This window comes from Commensalibacter communis (assembly GCF_947179105.1).
Classification (GTDB): Bacteria; Pseudomonadota; Alphaproteobacteria; order Acetobacterales; family Acetobacteraceae; genus Commensalibacter; species Commensalibacter communis.
In genome coordinates this window covers 164,204-179,656 of the sequence record NZ_CAMXCK010000003.1, presented here as the reverse complement: position 1 = coordinate 179,656, position 15,453 = coordinate 164,204, and the positions used below count along the sequence as shown (strand labels likewise).

The window sequence follows — 15,453 nt, the reverse complement described above, 5'->3', positions numbered from 1 at the left end:
ATAACACAATATCAACTCTTATCATTTCTTTATAAAAAAAAACAATGACCTCTTTTTCGTTTCATCCATTATTTTTAATTTGGCTTATTGGTACGACACTCTTATCTGCTGTAATCGTAAAGGCAATGGCACGTATCGGCGTAATGGATAATCCGATAGAACGCAGTTCTCATACTGTTCCTACCCCTAAAGGAGGTGGCGTTGGTATTATCTCTGCATTTTTGATAGGCAGTATAATAATATTTCCATTATTACACCAACCTTATCTCATTTCTATCTCTGCTTTACTAGGAGCCGTTGCATTTCTATCGATTATTTCATGGCTTGACGATGTTAAACAATGGTCTGCCATCATTAAACTTGCTGCACAAATATTTTGCGCAACAATTATCACCCTTTTCATTCCATCACTTTCGTTACTTCAACAAATCTATTTCATCTTCGTTCCTGTTATCATTCTAGGATTAGTTTATGTAACCAATGCATTTAATTTTATGGATGGACTAAACGGTCTCGCTGCTGGTGTTGCAGCCATTAGTTGCTTATTTTTTTATTATCAAACCCAACAAGTTGATTTTGCCTTAATCGCCATAGCTCTTTTCTGTGGGTTAATGGGTTTTTTACCGTTCAACTATCCCAAAGCAGAGATTTTTATGGGAGATGTTGGCAGCCAATCTTGCGGATTGCTGCTAGCCGCCTTTGCCATAGCCCCTTTTAATAAATTAGATCACATCAGTATTACGACAATACCTTCTGAGACGATATTAATATTTTTCTTATTATTTGGTATACTCTATGACGTAACCTTTACGTTGATCCGAAGAACCAAAGAAAAAGCACCGCTTTTAAAAGCTCATCGAAGCCATTTATATCAAATGGCTCATCGTTGCCAAATCCCAGCCAGCATCGTAACCATCATTGAATGGTTATTTTGTATTTGGGGGGGAATACTGACTTTATTTATCCCACTAACCACTTCATTAAATACAATTTGTGCTTATAGTTTACTAATTATACCACAACTTATATGGACTTTATTTATTTTGTATAAAACAAGACAACATAACATAAAAAAATGGTAGGATAAAAACCCCTACCATTTTTAATCAAATTGACATTGTAATAAAGTTATTTACCAGCTTTATTAAGTTGCTGCTGATTTAAATCTTCTGTAGTTGTTTCTGCTTTCGCAGCTTTTTTACTTGCTTTTGCACTCTTTTGTAGTTTTGAATCTACAAAAGAAATAGTAAATCCACCTGGTGCACCAGCAACACGTCCGCCCATTGTATTTGTATCAAATGCAATTACAACGTTTTTTGTATTTTTCATATTCGCAGCACCAACGCCAACACCAGCAGTTGCTTCACCACCAGCAGACGCATAGTTTCCTGCAAAATCATAAACATGTTTTAGATTATACACATGGCCTTTTGCTTGAGATTTTGAAAAACCAAGTGCAACGATATCGCCACCTTTGATTTTAAATTTATAACTCTTGCCGTGATATTTTAATACACCGCTGCCCCAAGTGTATCCAACACCCACATCAGCAGAGTGAAAAGTCATATAAACACTGCCTGATGGTTTTTCAGAGGTTGCTGCAGGGTGATCAACAGACTGATTTTCTGCTGCATAAGATTGATGGCTTAATGCCAAAGGTGCACTAATAAAAGTGGCTGCTAGTAATAAAGAAAATTTATTCATAATTAAAACTCTCAAAATAAGTGATAAGCAATTTATTTGTTATACCCAATTTATTTAACAATAAACCTACAAATAATTCAAGTATTTTACAAAACAATATTATCTTGATACTAACCAAGATAATATTGTTTTTATAGTATTGCCTAAACTTTATTCGAAAATTCTAGAAATTCTCATCAAATGATCAAAAAAGCTCTTATTTAAAGATTATTTTTTTGCAGCGCTGTTGATGATATTTTTAATGTTTGTCAAATACTCTTTACCTGCATCGGTATGTTGGATCAAAACTGAACGACGATCCATAGGATCCGTTTTTCTGGTTACAAATTCAAGTTCTTCTAAACGATCCAGCGCACGGGTAATTGCTGGTTTTGAAACATTTAGATTGGCAGCCAAACCTCTTACGGTTTGGACAGCTTCATCCAAATAGCAAATTAAAAATACAGCTAATTGACGTGCAGATAGATCAGGAGTGTCCTGACGTACCAATGTTGTAATTGTTTCTTTTAAGATAACAATTTGTTGTTCAGATGTTGTTTTTTCATTGTTCATTTTATTTAAACCATTCATTTTATCAAAACTGTTTCAAGATTATTTCTTTATATTCAACATGAGTATCCGCAACCGGAATATCAAGATTGTAGTTAAAATAATATTGACGAAATTATAATTCAGCCAATATTATTCTAACATTTTATTACTTCATGTAATATATTTTTAAATTAAAATAAAGTTTATTTATAAAACAAATATTCTAAATATATGATTATTATGAACTGTCGCCTATTTTTTATTAATTGTCATATCTAGCAATGTTTTCCAACGTTTTTTGACCTCTTGTGGAATTAAAATATAACTCACCCCAAGCGAAACAAACCATGCTAACCCTAAATATAACCCGACTCTTGTCGTAGATTGTAACGTTAACGTGAATATTGTTAAAACGATAAAAATCATACAAACCCAACAGGAAAAGACACCTCCAGGCATTTTAAATAGTGATGTTTGATGACGCTCGGGGTATTTTTGTCGATAACGAATATAAGAAAATACAATTAAAAACCACGTGAATAACGTGATAATAGTTGCAACTGAGGTCACTGAAATAAAAGTATCAATGATGCTTTTATTCCCCACCGCCAACAAAATGACCGCTGATAACAAACAAGCACATGAAAAAACCAATCCATTTACGGGAACAGACGATTTGGAAAGCTTCATAAAAAATCTTGGTGCTTTGTTCAACGAAGCCAATCCATATAACATTCTACTGCTTGAGAAAATACCACTATTTGTTGAAGAGGCTGCAGAAGTCATAACCACAACATAGACAACCGCTGCTGCTGCGGATAAACCAGCAAATTTAAATAAAACAATAAAAGGACTTTGACTGGGGTCAATACGGTGCCAAGGTATAACAGCCATAATTACAATGACTGACAAAACGTAAAACATAATAATACGTAGTGGGATATTATTAATTGCTTTGGGTAGGTTTTTGTAAGGATCTTTCGATTCTGCGGCGACAGTTCCTATTAATTCCACCCCAATAAAGGCAAAAGTCGCACTTTGAAATCCAGCTAAGAATCCTCGAAATCCATTGGGTAAGATATTGCCACCATTTAAAACATTACTTATAGAAGTGACCTCTCCTGAAGGAACTTTGAAGGCTATAGCTATAAAAATTCCACCCACTATAATTAAAACACAAATTGCAATTATTTTAATGATTGCAAACCAAAATTCCATCTCACCGAATAATTTAACTGTTAAACTATTTAAAGTGTAAAACAAAGCAATACACACCAGAGCAGGTATCCACGACGGCAAGTTAGGATAGAACATATGTGTATATCCTGAAATCGCAACCAAATCTGCAATTCCAACCGCTATCCAGCAAAGCCAGTATGACCATCCCAATAAAAATCCTGCAAAAGGCCCAAGTAAATCACTGACAAAATCAACAAAGGATTTATAATTTAAATTAGAAAGTAAGATCTCTCCTAACGCTCGCATGACCAAGAAAACAACTATACCAATCAACATATAAATTAATACAATAGAGGGTCCCGCAAGTTGAATCGTACTACCAGAGCCCAAGAATAACCCTGTACCAATACATCCCCCAATTGCGATTAGTTGAATATGCCGATTGCTTAAATTACGTTGTAAGCTATCATTTTGATCTTGCTTCATACAAAAACCTTTACCAATCCTTTAATATTTACTCATAAGACAAGATGAATTATTTTGTACTTAATTGACTATCTTCGTCGTCAAAAATATCTAAAATAACGAAAAAGATTTATTTATGATATTCTAGAGCGTGAAAGCTATTTTAAGTATTTAACCGTATGCCACCTTAATTCTAATTCGCAAATAATATTGTTAAAACCCCATTAAAATAAAGTGTTTTTTATGTCTGATATAATAAAAGCAATTCTCGGCCCCACAAACACAGGAAAAACACATCTTGCACTTGAAAGAATGATGGGACATTTATCTGGAACGATTGGTTTTCCTCTGCGCTTATTAGCCAAAGAAAACTACGATCGGATGGTTGCAATCAAAGGGGAACAATATGTCGCTTTGATTACAGGAGAGGAAAAAATTATTCCTCCGAAAGCGAAATGGTTTTCCTGTACCGTAGAAGCGATGCCAACCCACATTCCAGTAGATTTTGTTGCAATTGATGAAATACAACTTTGTGCTGACCCAGACAGAGGACATATTTTCACCGATCGATTACTGCATTGCAGAGGAAATATCGAAACCATGTTTCTAGGGGCAGATACAATTACCCCTATTTTAAAACAACTTATTCCACATATTGAAATTGATTCACGCCCCAGACTATCCAATTTGACCTATACTGGATTTGATAAATTTACCCGATTACCCCCCCGTTCTGCAATTGTTGCTTTTTCTGCTAACGAAGTCTATGCCATCGCTGAATTTATTAAAAGGCGACACGGAGGCTGTGCGATTGTCATGGGACGATTATCGCCTCGCACACGTAATGCTCAGATGGAACTATATCAAAACAAAGAGGTTGATTACTTAGTCGCTACAGATGCAATTGGTATGGGATTAAATATGAATGTAAATCATGTTGCCTTTGCCAGCCTTTCTAAATATGACGGACGCCAATTACGTAATCTATATGCTTATGAAGTTGCTCAAATTGCTGGAAGAGCGGGGCGAGGAATGCAAGATGGAACTTTTGGAACAACAGCTAATTGTTTAGGAATGTCTGAAAAAATAGTAAATGCTGTTGAAAATCATCATTTTGATTCTTTGAAACAACTCTATTGGCGCAATCATACACCTGACTTTTCAAATCCATCAAAATTACTTGCTTCTTTAAGCAAAGCCCCTCCTCTAAAAACATTAATCACCAGCCAACATGCTTGTGACCTTCAAACATTGATCTATCTTATTCAAGATCCAGAAATCATGGCGTCTTGCACAACCGAACAAAATACAAAACTTCTTTGGGAAAATTGTCAAATCCCTGACTTTAAAAAACTTGGCAACGATAACCACGCTCGGATCTGTAAAAAAACCTTCTTGTTCTTACTAAAACAAGGTCATATTCCAGAAACTTGGATCCACCAACAAATAGAACAACTGAACCATACCCATGGTGATATTGATACATTAATGCAGAGGCTGTCTGGCATCAGAATATGTTCTTATATTGCAGCTAAAAATCAATGGTTGGAAAATACTATTTACTGGCAAGCACAAGCCAGAGAAGTCGAAGATAGCCTCTCTGATGCTTTACATACTGCATTAATGAGCCGTTTCGTTAATCAAAGAGCTACTTCTTTACTACGAAACTTAAAAAATCAAGAGAAAGATAATCTTCTGACCTCAATTTCTGCGACAGGACATATTTTAATTGAAGGGCAAACAATCGGCTCTTTCAAAGGATTTATGATTGAACTTCAAGAATCAATTCCTCAAGAAGATTACAAACTTGCCCTTAGAAGCATACGGAAAAATATTCGTAAATTAATTCCTCAGCAACTCCAAAAATTTATACAGAGCAAAGATGATGAATTCGAAATAGAATTTAAAACAGGTAATATTTTATGGGAACGAACCCCCGTTGCTAGATTAAAAAAAGGACATGATTTATTACATCCTCAGATTTTATTATTAGATAACGAATTTCTAGATAACGAAATGAAAAATATCCTTCTAACAAGGCTACAAGAATTCCTTTCTCAACAAATTAAATCCTTATGCCCAACATTAATAAAATTACAAAATAATAACATATTACCAGCAATAGTTCGTGGATTAGTCCATCGAATTTATGAAAATGCAGGTATTTTATGGAAAGAGAAATCTGACAATTTACCTAAATCAACAAAAAAATTATTGTTAAAATATAATATCGTTCACGGGCAATATGCTTTTTATTTGAAAGATATATTCAAAGAAAAAAAGGCAAAACTGAGAGCTTTTCTATATCATATATTTTATAATCAAATAGATGCAGATACAATTCCATTGCCACATCTGGTGTATATCTCAACAGTAAACGCAAGAATTGATATAAATTTTTTTAAATATCTTGGATGGATTAAAATAAGCAACCAGTTTTTACGCCTAGATATCGCAGAAACAATCAGTAAACGTCTTAAAAACAAAGCCCGCAAATACCCTTCAACCCTTAAAAAGCAAGATATTACCCCTCTACCCTATATTGCAGAAACTATCCCAAGTTTATTGAAATCACTCGATTTCTTTATTCAAAAGCCACAAAAGCCATCCAAGACAATGATAGGTCCCCCAGCCCCTTTACTTTACGCTACTGTTCCATTCCAAAAGAAAAAACAAAACAAAAGTAAAATAAAAAAAAACCTAAAATTATCCAATCCATCCGTGATTGACTTGCAACAATTTTATAACACTCATCGCCATGATTGACTTTGAATGCCAAACCCAACGCATAGATCTCTGGTTATGGCATGCCAGAATCTATAAAACACGAAGCATCAGTACAAAATATATACAACATGGAGCTTTTCGACTAAATTCTTGCCCTGTTACAAAAGCATCTTGCACAATTAAAAAACATGATATTTTGACGTTCGTTTGGTATGACACAATCAGAGTCATCAAAATACTTAATTTAACCAAACAACGTGTCGCTGCGAAAAATATCTCTCTGATTTATCAAGAAATTCTTGAAACTTCAGATGTAAAGTTATAAAGAATATAAATATTTTTCTTGTCATAGCCTTAAATAGTTACTAAATCACTATGACGAACATTCAAATAAAACTGAATGCCACAGATTTCTTAATGACTAGGGGTTAATACCCCTTTAACAGATATGAATCGGAGAAAGCAATGACCTATGTGGTCACGGAAAACTGCATCCGTTGCAAATATATGGATTGTGTCGAAGTTTGCCCCGTAGATTGTTTCTATGCTGGTGAAAACTTCCTTGTTATTAGCCCAGAAGAATGTATTGATTGCGGCGTATGTGAACCAGAATGCCCCGCGGAAGCCATCTTCCCAGACAGTGACGATCGTGCTGCAGATTGGTTAGAAGTCAATGCTGAGCTTTCGAAATCTTGGCCTAATATGAGCCGAAAAGGCGATACACCTGCTGATGCAGATGAATGGAACGGCAAAACAGACAAAAAAGAATTGCTTTCAAAAGAGCCTCACAAAGATTAATTTCCTTAAGTAGCTCGTAAAAAAACCCTTAACTTTTTAAATAAAAGTTAAGGGTTTTTTATTGGTTCATTCATCTGTCTTTATATGAAAATAAAGACAGATTATTATGAAAATTATCGAGACATCATTAAATGACCAACATTATGCATAACAAATAATGTACCAAAACAAATTACCAAGGCAACGAATACAGAGAATAAGAAAGAGACAACCTCTGAACGTTGTTCCGGAGCAGCACTAACATGTAAGAAGAAGGTGACTTGTACAAATATTTGTATTACAGCCAACACTCCTAATCCAATAATGATTACTCCATTTGATAAACCTGTTTTTAGCAGCACAATACAAAATGACGCCAAGGTTAATACAACAGATAGTATGAACCCAACAATATAAGAAACTATAGAGCCGTGTCCATGGTCTTCCCCATGAGAAGAAACTGCATGATTTTCTACCATTACAACATACTCAACAGATAAACAAAACTAAATACACAGATCCAGATAATATCAAGGAAATGCCAGAATAAACTTAAACAAGTTAAGCGAGGCATCATATGCGAACCCACACCTTTGGTAGCAACCTGAATCATTAAAACAATCATCCAAATTAAACCAATGGTCACATGCAATCCATGTGTTCCAACAAGTGTAAAGAACGCAGACCAATGCGCACAAGATTCTGGTGTTGCACCTTTAGAAATTAAATGCATGAATTCTTTAATTTCTAAACCAAGGAACCCTGCACCTAACACTGCAGAAACAACCATCCATAGTAATGTTCCAGATCTGTTCCCTTTGTGGGCAGACAACATGGCAAAACCAAATGTCAAAGAACTTAACAACAATAAAGCTGTTTCATATGCCACTGTTGAAAATTCAATATCACCAGCGTGAAGAAGCTCTTTGAACGTTGGCGCACCAAAAAACTGTCCATGTAACACAGCATAACTGGCAAACAAACATCCGAAAATAACGCAGTCAGACATCAGGTATAACCAAAACCCAAATACTGAATGGTTTTCATGTTCGTGTTCGTGATGACCACCGTTTGCTGTCATTGTACTATTTTCACTCATTATTCAGCCACCTGTGTCATAATGTTACGAGAATGTTCTTTCTCAATACGTTCGACTTCTGCAGCAGGGATAACAAATTCTTTGTCTTCCTTAAAGCTATATCCTATGACAATTAACAACATAAGGATACCAGCGACAATAGCCAACCACCATATGTGCCATACTGCAGCAAAACCAAAGACAAATGAAAGCATACCGATGAAGAAACCTGCAGAGGTATTTTTTGGCATAACAATGTCTTGATAAGGTTCAGAAGTACGACGTGTATCAATACCGTGTTCTTTATCATAAGCAAATGCATCACGAGCATGAACAACTGGAATATGTGCAAAGTTATAAATAGGAGCAGGCGATGACGTTGACCATTCTAATGTACGACCATCCCATGGATCACCAGTAATATCTTTATGTCCTGGTTTATCCATATTCCAAATACCGAGGAAAATTTGTGTGAGCTGACACACAACACCACAAAGAATACAGAACGCACCAACACAAGCAATAATTAACCAAAAATGCCAATCAGGATTGTCATAATGATTTAATCGACGAACCATTCCATCGAAACCAGTAATATACAAAGGCACGAATGAAAGGAAGAAACCGAAGAACCAGAACCAGAAAGCTGCTTTACCAAGACCTTGGCTCATTTTAAAGCCAGTTACTTTAGGTGCCCAAAAGTTCATACCAGCAATATAACCGAAATACACACCACCAATAATTGTATTATGGAAGTGAGCAATCAAAAATTCACTGTTATGTAATACAAAGTCACTTGCAGGAATAGCGAGCATAACGCCTGTCATACCACCAATAACAAAGACAATCATAAAACCAATTGTCCAATACATAGGTGCCGTAAATTCAATACGCCCTCTATACATTGTAAATAACCAGTTAAAGATTTTAACCCCTGTTGGAATGGCGATAATCATCGTCATAATACCAAAGAATGAGTTTACGTTTGCACCCGCACCCATGGTAAAGAAATGGTGAACCCAAACTAACAATGACAATACTGTAATTGTTAAAGTTGCATACACCATCGTTGCATAACCGAATAATGGTTTTTTACAGAATACTGGAACCAATTCAGAAAAACAGCCAAACGCAGGAATAACAAGAATGTAAACCTCTGGATGTCCCCATGCCCAAATCAAGTTCAAGTATAACATTACGTTACCGCCAAGTTCGTTGGTAAAGAAATGCATGCCTAAATAACGGTCAAGTGTCAATTCAGCAATAGAAACGGTCAACGCTGGGAATGTTGTGTAAATCATAATACATGCAGCAAACACAGTCCAACAAAAGACTGGTAAACGCATCCATGTCATGCCAGGGGCACGCATTTTACACATTGTTGTCATGAAGTTGACCGCAGTCAATACCGTCCCTATACCAGAGATCTGAACAGCCCAAATATAATAATCAACACCAACACCAGGGCTAAATTGCAATTCAGAAACTGGAGGATATGCCAACCAACCTGCTGTAGAGAACTCACCAATAAATAAAGAGATATTTACAAGGATCGCACCTGCAGTCGTCAACCAAAAACTTAATGAGTTAAGGAATGGAAACGCAACGTCACGAGCACCGATTTGCAACGGCACAATCAAATTGAACAAACCTTGCATGAACGCCATCGCCATGAAGAAAATCATAATGGTGCCGTGTGCAGTAAAGATTTGGTCATAATGATGCGGCGGTAGATAGCCAGGGCTATCAAAAGCAATCGCTTGTTGCGTACGCATCATTAATGCGTCACAGAAACCACGGAACAACATCACCAACGCAAGAACGATATACATAATACCGATACGTTTATGATCAACTGAAAAAAGCCAGTTTTTAAATAAAACAGTCCATTTGCCATAATATGTAATTGCAAACAAAACTGCCAATCCAATAATTGCTACTCCAACGAACGTTCCCACCAAAATGGGTACATTATATGGAATATCTTTAAGACTTAAAATTCCTAACATGTTTCCCTACTCCCCCGAGTGCATATCATTAGATTGAGCAGGAGCTGCTGAGCTATTACCATGATTATGGACATTAAAATGACCATCATTATATTGCCCAACAATATCATCAAAGAGATGATGTCCAACATTACCATAATAGATTGGCTCTTGATGAAGCACATTTCCTTCATGAGTCTTAGCATATTCCATTTGATCTTCTCTTAAATGCTTATAGACCTCGCTGTCTTTGCTATCTAACTGTTTCGAAGAAGCTTTAACTTTTTCAACCCACTCATCAAAACCTTTTTGATCAGTAGAAATTGCTTTGAATTTCATTTCTGAATATCCAGAACCACTATAGTTGTTTGAAAGCCCTCTGAATGTACCAGTAGATGTTGACATTAAATGCAGTTGTGTTTGCATTCCAGCCATCACATATACTTGAGATCCTAGCTGCGGAATCCAGAAGGAATTCATTGTAGCATCAGATGTTAAACGGAACGCCACTGGTGTATTCACCGGCATTGCCATTTCGTTTACTGTTGCAATTCCATAATCTGGATAGATAAATAACCATTTCCAGTTTAGTGCAACCACTTGTACATTTATTGGTTTTGCGTTTGGATTATCAGCAGGAGCAGCAATTGGTTTATAAGGATCTAATTCATGAGAGGATACATATGTATGATATGCAAGGAATGCAATCAAACACATTGGAATTCCCCAAACAAGAATTTCAATCGTTGTTGAAAAGTCCCATTTTGGTGCATAAGTCGCATTCGTATTTGATCTACGATAACGATATGCAACAAACAAAGTGGCAATGATAACCGGAATGACAATACAAAGCATTGCCCCAGCGCACATTAAAATTAAGTTTTTCTCACCTTGTCCAATAGTCCCTTTAGGATCCATTATAACTAAATTACATCCACCTAGCATTAAGGTAGATGCTAAACCCACTACCGATAATGTAATTTTCGGTAATATTTTTTTCATTCTATGCCTCGTTGATTCTGACATTGCTCAACTCATCAGCTTGTTCATCTTATAGAACATCTTTCTTTTTTAGAATTTTTGATAAGATAATTTGCATTATTTTATTAAAAATCCTTAATACTCATAATAACACCATTATATGCACATAAAAAAGACATAAATCTTTTCAAAGCAATAATGTTAATTTAGTGCCCTATTCCTACTATAAATAACGTTATGTTACAACTAGCTTTCTCAAAACATTCAAAAACTATTAAAATAACATCTATTTACCCATAAATATGGTATCACTATAATACGCCTAAATACTCGATGTAACGACGTAAAATTTGCAATAATCGCAACTTTACAAACTAAGTGATAATTACAACACAAATATATATCACAAAAAATGCACTGAAATTACTCAGTGCATTTTATATAATTAATCAATTTTATATTTGCAAAATAAATTAATCATTACTTCCTGAGCGAACACCCATGAATTGCAATAAAAATTGAAATAGATTAATGAAGTTCAAATACAGGGTTAAAGCATCATACACGCTATGTTTAGCTGCCATATCCGCACCTTCATATTGATAGAATGTTTGATATGATAGTTTAATTCTTTGGGTATCAGTTGCTGCAAGACCTGTGAACACGACGACACCAACAATACTAATTAACAAAGACATTCCAGAACTATGGAAAAACATATTAATTACCATTGCAATAACTAAACCAAAAAGCCCCATGCCCAAAAAGGATCCGATTCCTGTCAAATCACGTTGCGTCGTATATCCCCACAAAGACATCCCTGCAAACATACTTGCTGCAACAAGGAACGTTCTGGCAATAGATTCCCCTGTATATACAAAGAAAATGCTCGCCATACTGATACCCATGGCTGCACAAAGAGCCCAAAATAAAGCTTGCGCTGTCTGTGTCGATAAACGATTAATCCCAAAAGACATCACCAAAACAAATGCCAAAGGGGACAATATCGCAACAAATCCCAACATTGTAGGCGTTAAATGTATGGATCCATTTGCAAACACTCTTTGATAAAAAATATTACCCAAGGATGAATTGGCAACCAAATAGGAAACCAACGCGGTTAATAACAAGCCCGATGCCATCCAGTTATATATTCGAAGCATATAGCTGCGCAAACCAGCATCAAATGCAACCTGTGCATCGACTTGTGATGTATTGTTATATGAATTAGGACGAAATGCCATTACTCTTCTCATAAAATAGTTTTCATTAACTAGTAATATATTGCAATCACTTACTAAATATCAAGTATACAAAAAAATAAGTTGTTTTTATGTTTTTAATAAGTATAGATTTAGTATCTTTTATATATTACTAGCAAAAAATAATGAGTTACTTAATAGGTTTATCCTTACCTGACCATATTTCATCCCATCTCAGTACATTGCGTGGCAGCTTACCAGCTCTCTACTGGAATGATCCCGATACGTATCACATACCCCTTTGTCATCTTGGCGCAATAAAAAACGATATGTTAATGAGTGAAATCGATATTGAATTGGAACGAATGAATACGCCACGTTTCGAATTGGATATACAAGGGGTTCAGCATAATATATTACCGACTGGTGAGAGTGAATTTTCAGTAATCGTCTCGTCGACACCAGCTTTGATTCACTTGAAAAAGAAAATTAAACATATTGTTCAACAATTCGAAATAAAGCCCAGTAAAAAACGCTATGTACCCAAAATTGCTTTGGCGAAAGGTATAGGAATCAGTGAAGAGCAAATAAGTAATTGGTTATATCAATATAATTTATTTAAAACAAAGTCCTTTGAGATCCTTCAATTTTCTCTTTTTAGTACATATCATACCAAACATAGCGTTCACTACGATATTCAGTCCGATTATATGTTACGATAAAAGATTATCACACTTCTTATTTTCAATCAGCTGATGTAAATAGTTCATATAATATAATTCACAACAAACGTAACGATCTTTCTTGAGGGACATATTTGCCAATCCTAAATCTTGGTAAATAGACAAATATTTTGCGCTAACATTCCAAAATGCAAGAGAGCGATGTTCTTGGGTTGCCAAATCTCGCAATCTCCAGATCGTATTGATGATCTCACTTTGCTTTCCAACTGGATCGCCAAGACCAATCAACATCCCTTCTCTTCTCAAAAAGGGCGCAACAGTGCCTGCTGTGGAACAAATTACGATCGCGTCTGGGTCTATACTCACCACATTATTGATGGTGGAATTAGACAACACTTCGTAAAGCTCTCGAGTTTCTTGTGACCAACGATCAAAGCGAATACGTGCGGGACGCATCATTTTAAATAAAATCATACAACCCACCAATACCATAAAGGCTATAATCGATTTAATCTCAAAAGAAACATGATGGGAAAGAAAAATCTCAACAATACCATGATTAACTGTATGGTGCGGGCTAAGCCATATGATAACATAAATCGTTACAATTAAAATAAGGATTTCAATGGCTGTTTTTAACGATAGAGGCGTTGCGCTGAAATTTGCCTTGCGATAGTAACAATTTCTGAACGGTGCAATAAAAAAGGCAGATAATGTAAATATAATGGGAACATATATAGGCGCACCTCTTAACAAAGTTACCACAGCTAACAGAACCAAAGTGGCTAAACTTAAACACCACGCCATCGTAATCCTTCGAGCCAAAGCAACCGTCAAGACTAATAATAACATCCCAAAAAAAGACAGTAAATAATCGCCAGCAATCTCTATAACAAGAAAAAAAGACTTTCTGACAGCCGTTTTAGTCGGGTCTAATACTGGCAAAGCCAAAGCGATTAATCCACAAAGGGACGTTGTGGCAGCAGCAATATTCACTGAAAACGCAGCATCACTTTCCCTAATATTTTCAGCAGATGAAGAAATTGGACGCAGTTTAAATACAAATAGTTTTTTTGCATTCTTATGAAGCGCATTTCCACCGCGTAAAAATACCTCGTGCCCTGCAAACATAATACCAGCAAAAAATAAAGGAATAAGATAATAAAACAATCTAAAGATAAAAATAACGGAAACGATATCTTCCGCAGGCATATAAGGCTTTAATGCTAGTAGCATACTCCCTTCAAATACACCTACTCCACCCGGAACGCTGGCAATCAAACCTGCTGAATAAGAAGCAATATAAACCCCAAGAAAAGTCGGAAAATCTATGGATTGATAGCCAGAAAGATGAGAATGATCGGGAATTACACAATAAGGAATAGCAGCCGTCGCAATAACTTCAGCAGTCGCTATTATAATTTGGGCAATTGCCATCATGGGTTTGGGAAATGAAAAACGATATTTCCAAAGCTTTAATTCATTACAATAAAAAGAAATGACAACATATAAAGCAACTAATAACCAACATAAGCTTCCTAAACCAACAAAGACATAAGCTGGCAATTCATGCCCTATTATTGGAAGATCGCTTGCTTTAAAAATAAACAACGTTCCAATTAAAACCGCTGCACCTAAAAAGTAAGTGATTGAGCAAAAAGCGATCACTTGCACAATTTCAATCGCTTGCAACCCCCAACTGCCATATAATCGAAAACGAACAATCGCTCCAGAAACAGCTGAAAACCCAATATTATGCGACAAAACATATGAGCAAAACGATGCAAATGCTGTTTTTAAAAATGATAAGCGATGACCAACTTGAATAACGGCCAATTTGTCATAAAAGGATAAAATTAAAAACGATAAAAACGTACACCCTGCTGCCGCATACAAGGCGACATCTGGAATTTGACTCAGAGAATCTTTTATATTCTTAAGACTGAGGTGCTTAAATTCATTTTGTACCACATAGATAGCAACCACAAAAATAGCCACACCAAAAAGCCGAGAAGCATATTTAAAACAAGTTTTCCAACTGCGATCTTTGAATTGGTTTCCCTTAGTCGGGCCTGTCTGCTCTTGTGAGCAAGAATCTTGTGGTTGCATCTTTATACTATAATATTATGAAAACAAAT

Annotated in this window: 14 protein-coding genes; 5 read left to right on the top strand and 9 right to left on the bottom strand. The window is 35.7% G+C overall.

The window, feature by feature from the left end; genetic code table 11:
• Positions 1-44: 44 nt before the first annotated feature.
• Entirely contained in the window at positions 45-1,082 is a 1,038-nt protein-coding gene (locus tag PQG52_RS07425; RefSeq protein WP_271828792.1) for a glycosyltransferase family 4 protein, read from the top strand.
• A gap of 46 nt (positions 1,083-1,128) precedes the next feature.
• Here PQG52_RS07425 and PQG52_RS07420 read toward each other — a convergent pair whose 3' ends face one another.
• The 3 genes from PQG52_RS07420 to PQG52_RS07410 form a co-directional block, all read right to left on the bottom strand.
• Positions 1,129-1,704: a hypothetical protein gene (locus PQG52_RS07420; RefSeq protein WP_271828790.1), complete on the bottom strand. Its 576-nt coding sequence runs from the start codon at positions 1,702-1,704 to the stop codon at positions 1,129-1,131.
• Positions 1,705-1,911: 207 nt separating this feature from the next.
• The gene (locus tag PQG52_RS07415) at positions 1,912-2,274 is read right to left on the bottom strand and encodes a MarR family winged helix-turn-helix transcriptional regulator (RefSeq protein WP_271788527.1); all 363 of its coding nucleotides are present in this window, start codon (positions 2,272-2,274) and stop codon (positions 1,912-1,914) included.
• A 213-nt stretch (positions 2,275-2,487) separates the two neighbouring features.
• The gene (locus PQG52_RS07410; protein WP_271828789.1) at positions 2,488-3,900 is read right to left on the bottom strand and encodes an amino acid permease; all 1,413 of its coding nucleotides are present in this window, start codon (positions 3,898-3,900) and stop codon (positions 2,488-2,490) included.
• A gap of 222 nt (positions 3,901-4,122) precedes the next feature.
• On the opposite strand from PQG52_RS07410, the gene PQG52_RS07405 reads away from it, so the two are divergent.
• The 3 genes from PQG52_RS07405 (at position 4,123) to fdxA (ending at position 7,404) form a co-directional block, all read left to right on the top strand.
• A complete protein-coding gene (locus PQG52_RS07405; protein ID WP_271828788.1) occupies positions 4,123-6,645 on the top strand; it encodes a helicase-related protein in 2,523 nt (840 codons plus the stop codon).
• Positions 6,638-6,931, top strand: coding sequence for a S4 domain-containing protein (locus PQG52_RS07400; RefSeq protein ID WP_271828787.1), 294 nt, complete (start codon positions 6,638-6,640; stop codon positions 6,929-6,931). The genes PQG52_RS07405 and PQG52_RS07400 overlap by 8 nt, the downstream gene beginning before the upstream one ends.
• A 140-nt stretch (positions 6,932-7,071) precedes the next feature.
• Complete coding sequence (gene fdxA / locus PQG52_RS07395; protein ID WP_271788524.1) at positions 7,072-7,404, top strand: ferredoxin FdxA; 333 nt, start codon at positions 7,072-7,074, stop codon at positions 7,402-7,404.
• Between the two features lie 113 nt (positions 7,405-7,517).
• Here fdxA and cyoD read toward each other — a convergent pair whose 3' ends face one another.
• The 5 genes from cyoD to PQG52_RS07370 all read right to left on the bottom strand — a co-directional run bounded on the left by cyoD (position 7,518) and on the right by PQG52_RS07370 (position 12,674).
• A complete protein-coding gene (gene cyoD, locus PQG52_RS07390) occupies positions 7,518-7,862 on the bottom strand; it encodes a cytochrome o ubiquinol oxidase subunit IV (RefSeq protein WP_271788523.1) in 345 nt (114 codons plus the stop codon).
• Entirely contained in the window at positions 7,862-8,482 is a 621-nt protein-coding gene (gene cyoC / locus PQG52_RS07385; protein WP_271788522.1) for a cytochrome o ubiquinol oxidase subunit III, read from the bottom strand. The genes cyoD and cyoC overlap by 1 nt, the downstream gene beginning before the upstream one ends.
• Complete coding sequence (gene cyoB / locus PQG52_RS07380) at positions 8,482-10,470, bottom strand: cytochrome o ubiquinol oxidase subunit I (RefSeq protein ID WP_271828785.1); 1,989 nt, start codon at positions 10,468-10,470, stop codon at positions 8,482-8,484. Before cyoB ends, cyoC begins: the two co-directional genes overlap by 1 nt.
• 6 nt (positions 10,471-10,476) lie before the next feature.
• The gene (cyoA, locus tag PQG52_RS07375) at positions 10,477-11,451 is read right to left on the bottom strand and encodes a ubiquinol oxidase subunit II (RefSeq protein WP_271828784.1); all 975 of its coding nucleotides are present in this window, start codon (positions 11,449-11,451) and stop codon (positions 10,477-10,479) included.
• A gap of 452 nt (positions 11,452-11,903) precedes the next feature.
• On the bottom strand, positions 11,904-12,674 hold the full coding sequence (locus PQG52_RS07370; protein ID WP_271788519.1) for a Bax inhibitor-1/YccA family protein: 771 nt from the start codon (positions 12,672-12,674) through the stop codon (positions 11,904-11,906).
• A 143-nt stretch (positions 12,675-12,817) separates the two neighbouring features.
• Here PQG52_RS07370 and thpR point away from each other — a divergent pair, with 143 nt between their 5' ends.
• Complete coding sequence (gene thpR, locus PQG52_RS07365) at positions 12,818-13,354, top strand: RNA 2',3'-cyclic phosphodiesterase (protein ID WP_271828783.1); 537 nt, start codon at positions 12,818-12,820, stop codon at positions 13,352-13,354.
• Here the strand turns inward: thpR and PQG52_RS07360 are convergent.
• On the bottom strand, positions 13,346-15,424 hold the full coding sequence (locus PQG52_RS07360) for a lysylphosphatidylglycerol synthase domain-containing protein (protein WP_271828782.1): 2,079 nt from the start codon (positions 15,422-15,424) through the stop codon (positions 13,346-13,348). The two genes, thpR and PQG52_RS07360, sit on opposite strands and share 9 nt — an antisense overlap.
• Positions 15,425-15,453 lie beyond the last annotated feature (29 nt).

Excerpts from the sequence above, each read along its gene's own strand:
- PQG52_RS07425 (WP_271828792.1), top strand. The coding sequence starts at position 45 with ATGACCTCTTTTTCGTTTCATCCATTATTTTTAATTTGGCTTATTGGT.
- PQG52_RS07420 (WP_271828790.1), bottom strand. The coding sequence starts at position 1,704 with ATGAATAAATTTTCTTTATTACTAGCAGCCACTTTTATTAGTGCACCT.
- PQG52_RS07415 (WP_271788527.1), bottom strand. The coding sequence starts at position 2,274 with ATGAATGGTTTAAATAAAATGAACAATGAAAAAACAACATCTGAACAA.
- PQG52_RS07410 (WP_271828789.1), bottom strand. The coding sequence starts at position 3,900 with ATGAAGCAAGATCAAAATGATAGCTTACAACGTAATTTAAGCAATCGG.
- PQG52_RS07405 (WP_271828788.1), top strand. The coding sequence starts at position 4,123 with ATGTCTGATATAATAAAAGCAATTCTCGGCCCCACAAACACAGGAAAA.
- PQG52_RS07400 (WP_271828787.1), top strand. The coding sequence starts at position 6,638 with ATGATTGACTTTGAATGCCAAACCCAACGCATAGATCTCTGGTTATGG.
- fdxA (WP_271788524.1), top strand. The coding sequence starts at position 7,072 with ATGACCTATGTGGTCACGGAAAACTGCATCCGTTGCAAATATATGGAT.
- cyoD (WP_271788523.1), bottom strand. The coding sequence starts at position 7,862 with ATGGTAGAAAATCATGCAGTTTCTTCTCATGGGGAAGACCATGGACAC.
- cyoC (WP_271788522.1), bottom strand. The coding sequence starts at position 8,482 with ATGAGTGAAAATAGTACAATGACAGCAAACGGTGGTCATCACGAACAC.
- cyoB (WP_271828785.1), bottom strand. The coding sequence starts at position 10,470 with ATGTTAGGAATTTTAAGTCTTAAAGATATTCCATATAATGTACCCATT.
- cyoA (WP_271828784.1), bottom strand. The coding sequence starts at position 11,451 with ATGAAAAAAATATTACCGAAAATTACATTATCGGTAGTGGGTTTAGCA.
- PQG52_RS07370 (WP_271788519.1), bottom strand. The coding sequence starts at position 12,674 with ATGGCATTTCGTCCTAATTCATATAACAATACATCACAAGTCGATGCA.
- thpR (WP_271828783.1), top strand. The coding sequence starts at position 12,818 with ATGAGTTACTTAATAGGTTTATCCTTACCTGACCATATTTCATCCCAT.
- PQG52_RS07360 (WP_271828782.1), bottom strand. The coding sequence starts at position 15,424 with ATGCAACCACAAGATTCTTGCTCACAAGAGCAGACAGGCCCGACTAAG.